We start from the raw sequence: 4,111 nt of genomic DNA on the forward strand, positions 1-4,111 counted from the left end.
ATTCTGTTGACTATGTGAGCGTATCACTCGTGATCACGCGACCTCACTAGCCCTTGACACTTGAAATAGTCTAAGGCGTTGAGCTAAGTGATTGTTGAAGCGGTTGTGGAACGTTGGTCGTTCTACTCGCTTACAATGCTTTCTATTTCTTAGGGATCACGTTATCATTGTGATAGATGATGGAGAAGGTGGCTCGGCTGGTCTTGCGGAGGCTGTCGCGGACCTCGGTGTAGCTGAGCATAAGAAAGAGCCCAGAAACTGGCTCGATGTGGTAGGAGGTGGTGTCGGTTGTGAAATTATCACGGGTAGTGCCACGTTTTTTACTACTCAGTTTGAGCTGGCCGTGTTGGTGGGTGAGCGCCCGTTTTGCTTCATTGAATTTGAGCTTGGCTAGGTCGAAGCTCATTTTTGGGTCAGCGTAGTTGAGTACTACTTCATAGAGGCGACCTTTGTTGAAGCGTGCCTCGAGCGATGATGCATCGTGGCTGGGCAGGTTGCCTTTAGAGTTTTTTATGACGATGTGTCGTTCGTCCACCTGATGACCTGGCAGGCTGATTGAGACATCGAGCTTTTGCTTTTCGGCCCAATCAAAGAGCCTTTCAGGAGTGTCTCCCCATTTGAGCCCAAAGGGTGGGGAGAGCAGTGCCTGGGCATGAGAACTAGCCATACTTAGGAACCAGCAGGTGACGCAGAGTATGGCTAGGAATGATTTCATGAACGTTTTTTGAACATGTCGGTGTATGCGCCAATGATGCCTTTGATCATTTTCCAGATTAGGAAAAGAACGGCGCCAATGACGATGAATCCTGAGAGTAAGATACCGACGACGACCCAGAGTGGCCACCACTTCTTTTGCAGGAAGCGGGAGAACTTTGGGTTCATGGCCAAGCCGGCAAGCTTGGTCATGATGCGCATCTTTAGAGGTAGTTTGCCGCTTTGCATTCCAGCCATAGCTGAGAGGTCGGGCATGCCTCCACCTCCGAATGCCGCGAAGGGGTTGTCAGCCCCCGTGTTTGGCATGCCTACGTCAGGAGCGGATTGCTTCTCCTTCCGAGCGCTGGCGTTCTTTTTGATTTTCGCGCTGAGGACCTCGTCGACCTTGGCCTCAACGACTTTACGATCCATGGCCATAGTTAACTCTGGAAGACGGTTTTCTCAGTTTCAGCGTCGAGCACGCTGAAGCGCTCGCGGTGAAGGTTTGCGTCAGTACGGAAGATTAGTCGACCATTGTGGGTGCGCTCGAGCTCAACGAGGAGCTTGGAGTCTTCCTTCTTGAAACGGTTGAGGACATCTGGGTTGACCAGCACGATGAGGTCACCGAGGCCTTCAGCATTGCGCTGAATGACGGTGTGGAGTCGGCGTTGGATTTCCACAGACATAGTCATGGTAGTCTTCACGCGGCCACGGCCTTGGCAATACGGGCAGGGCTCGTACATTGTGTCACGGAGAGATTCCTTGAGGCGCTGGCGAGTCATTTCCATCAAGCCGACTGGAGAGATCTGCATCACCTGAGTCTTGGCCTTGTCACGCTTGAGGCGCTCCTTCATGGCGCGGTACACTGTCATCTGGTCGCGGCGGTGACGCATGTCGATGAAGTCAACCACGACTAGTCCACCGATGTTACGGAGACGGAGTTGGCGTGCGACTTCTTCCGCTGCTTCCACGTTGGTCTGGAGAATCATTTTATCGACATCTCTGGAGCCTTTATTTCGGCCAGTGTTGACGTCGATAGCGATGAGAGCTTCGGTCTCATCGATCACAAGGTAACCACCACACGGGAGCCAAACTTGGCGGTGGAAGGCCTCGTCGATCTGCTTCTGTACGCCAATCTTGTTAAAGATCGAGCGGCGTGATGGGAAGTGGTGGATGCGGCGCTTTGCACGGCGAGAAATCTTGCCAGCCACATCACGCATGAATTCAGTAGTCTCTAGGTCGTCACAGATGATCTGGTCGACTTCGTCAGTGAGGAAATCGCGTGCCGTGCGCTCGATAAGGCCAGGCTCACGGAAAGTACAGACGGGAGCTTTCTTGGAGTCACGCTTGGTTTCTACTTCGTTCCATTGCTCGAGGAGCATGGCTAGATCGCGGACAAAGTGGCGGGCGCGCTGGCCTTGGGCCACTGTGCGCATGATGATGCCCATGCCTTCAGGTACTTGCAGCTTCTGCATGATGCGGCGCAGACGCTGGCGCTCCTTCGGGTCGTCGACCTTGCGGGAAATACCAAATTGCTCAGAGAATGGCATGAGTACGAGGTAGCGACCAGCGAGTGAGACGTTTGTGGTCACGCGTGGGCCTTTGTTGCCGATAGGTCCCTTGGAGACCTGGATCATGATTTCTGAACCGATTGGGTAGATGTTAGGAATGTCCTTTGAAGAGATTTTCTTTTGCTTCTTTCTCGGGCGTCCTTCGCGTTCGATTTCTTCGAGACCACCGTCGAGGGCTGCTGGAATAGCGTCCCAGAAGTGGAGGAAGGCATTTTTCTCCATGCCAATATCCACGAACATAGCCTTGAGGCCTTGCTCGATATTTTTCACGGTTCCTTTGAAAATTCCACCGACGATGTTGTCTTCGCCTTCGCGTTCGACATCATATTCTTCGAGGCTGCCATTCTCTACTAGAGCGACTCGGCGTTCGAGTCGTTCTGCGTTGATGACGAGTGTGACTCCCTCACGAGGGTTTGGCTCACCTAAGCCTAGTACTTGTTTGATTTTTTTGATCATAATAAATTTGTTAAATTGGTTTGTTGAAAATGGTTTGTTGAAAATGGTTGTTGGGGGGTATCGGAAAGTTGTAATGCGTCGTTTCTATTGATTGTTAGGGGCTGTTGATAGCCCTAAATTGGTATTTTATTCGTAAATGGGTATTGCGCGCGGAATAACCGAACCGCGAGGGTCGATCTCGGCACGAATGGTGGGTGTTGGTAAGTCTTCTGGTTCTTCTGGTTCAGGGTTGATGACGACGATGGCTGAGGCCTCTTCACCCGTTTCGCCATCGGCCATGAAGGCTGCGGCAAGTGGGTTGTCGTCAGGTAGTGAAATTTCGGAAATGAGGTCGGTGTTGCCGATGTATGGTTGTTGTTTGCCTAGCGGGAGATCGCGCCCATCTTCTTGAGCGAAGAGCCCGGTGAGTATGAGTTTGACGAGAGGCCCCGCAACTTTGCCTCCGCTGCCACCACGTTTGACTGCCGCGACTACCACGTAGCGTGGGTTATCATAGGGTGCGAAGGCTACTGTCCAGGCGACGTGAGTCTTGATGCCGAGGTCGGTGGTTTGGGCCGTGCCCGTCTTAGCACCAATCAGGATGTCTTTAGGGGCTGCGCGGCCAGCGGTTCCACCTATTTTGTGCGCGGCCAGGCGCATACCCTCGCGGATGCCTTGGAGTTGAGCTTGGTCGAGGCCCTGCTTGATCAGGTTTGTTTTGAGTTTTGGTCTGTCAGAAATTTGGATGCCGAGGGCGTCGTGGCTGACTTTACGCACGATGCGTGGCTGATAGAGTTGTCCCCCATTGGCGACGGCACTGATGAGTGTGGCCATCTGAAGGGGCGTGGCTTCGGAGTCACCTTGGCCAATGGCCAGCATGCCGGTAAGGGCGGGAGTCATGACTTTATTTCGGTAGCGACGTTGCCAATCGATACTGCCAGGAAGAATACCGGCGGACTCGCGTGGAAGTCTGATGCCGGTTGGTTGTCCCAGACCCAGCATGCTGTATGACTCGACCATTTTATCCGAGCCAACTGTGTTGGCGACTTTCATGAAGTAGGGATTACATGAGCGCTGGATCGCTTCCTGAATGCTTAGCACGCCGTGACCCCAGGTTTTCCAACAACGGATTTTAGCTTTACCGTACGGAGTGTAGCCCTTGCAGTCGCACTGCATGCCGTGGAGCCCATTGAGAGCAGCAGTGATGGCTGCGGGGATTTTAAAAGTGGATGCTGGTGGGAAGTTACTGATGGCGCGATTGAGGAAGGGGGCTGATTTATTGTCCCGATAGTCTGCGTAGCGCTTGGAGGTGATATTAGGGATAAAATCGTTGGGGTCAAAATCGGGGACTGACGCCATTGCCAAGACCTCGCCAGTACGTGGGTCCATCACCACGGCAGCAGCACGGCCAG

Annotated in this window: 4 protein-coding genes; all 4 read right to left on the reverse strand. The window is 53.1% G+C overall.

Annotated features, from left to right (window positions below; translation table 11 throughout):
• Window positions 1-142 precede the first annotated feature (142 nt).
• Complete coding sequence (locus ABGY95_RS09615; protein WP_347441463.1) at window positions 143-715, reverse strand: hypothetical protein; 573 nt, start codon at window positions 713-715, stop codon at window positions 143-145.
• A complete protein-coding gene (locus tag ABGY95_RS09620; RefSeq protein ID WP_347441464.1) occupies window positions 712-1,125 on the reverse strand; it encodes a hypothetical protein in 414 nt (137 codons plus the stop codon). The genes ABGY95_RS09615 and ABGY95_RS09620 overlap by 4 nt, the downstream gene beginning before the upstream one ends.
• 8 nt (window positions 1,126-1,133) lie before the next feature.
• The gene (locus tag ABGY95_RS09625) at window positions 1,134-2,720 is read right to left on the reverse strand and encodes an Rne/Rng family ribonuclease (RefSeq protein ID WP_347441465.1); all 1,587 of its coding nucleotides are present in this window, start codon (window positions 2,718-2,720) and stop codon (window positions 1,134-1,136) included.
• A 126-nt stretch (window positions 2,721-2,846) separates the two neighbouring features.
• A partial coding sequence (locus ABGY95_RS09630; protein ID WP_347441466.1) for a penicillin-binding transpeptidase domain-containing protein occupies window positions 2,847-4,111 on the reverse strand: 1,265 nt, incomplete at its 5' end.

Origin of the sequence: Rubritalea sp. (assembly GCF_039830215.1) — a bacterium.
Taxonomy (GTDB): domain Bacteria; phylum Verrucomicrobiota; class Verrucomicrobiia; order Verrucomicrobiales; family Akkermansiaceae; genus Rubritalea.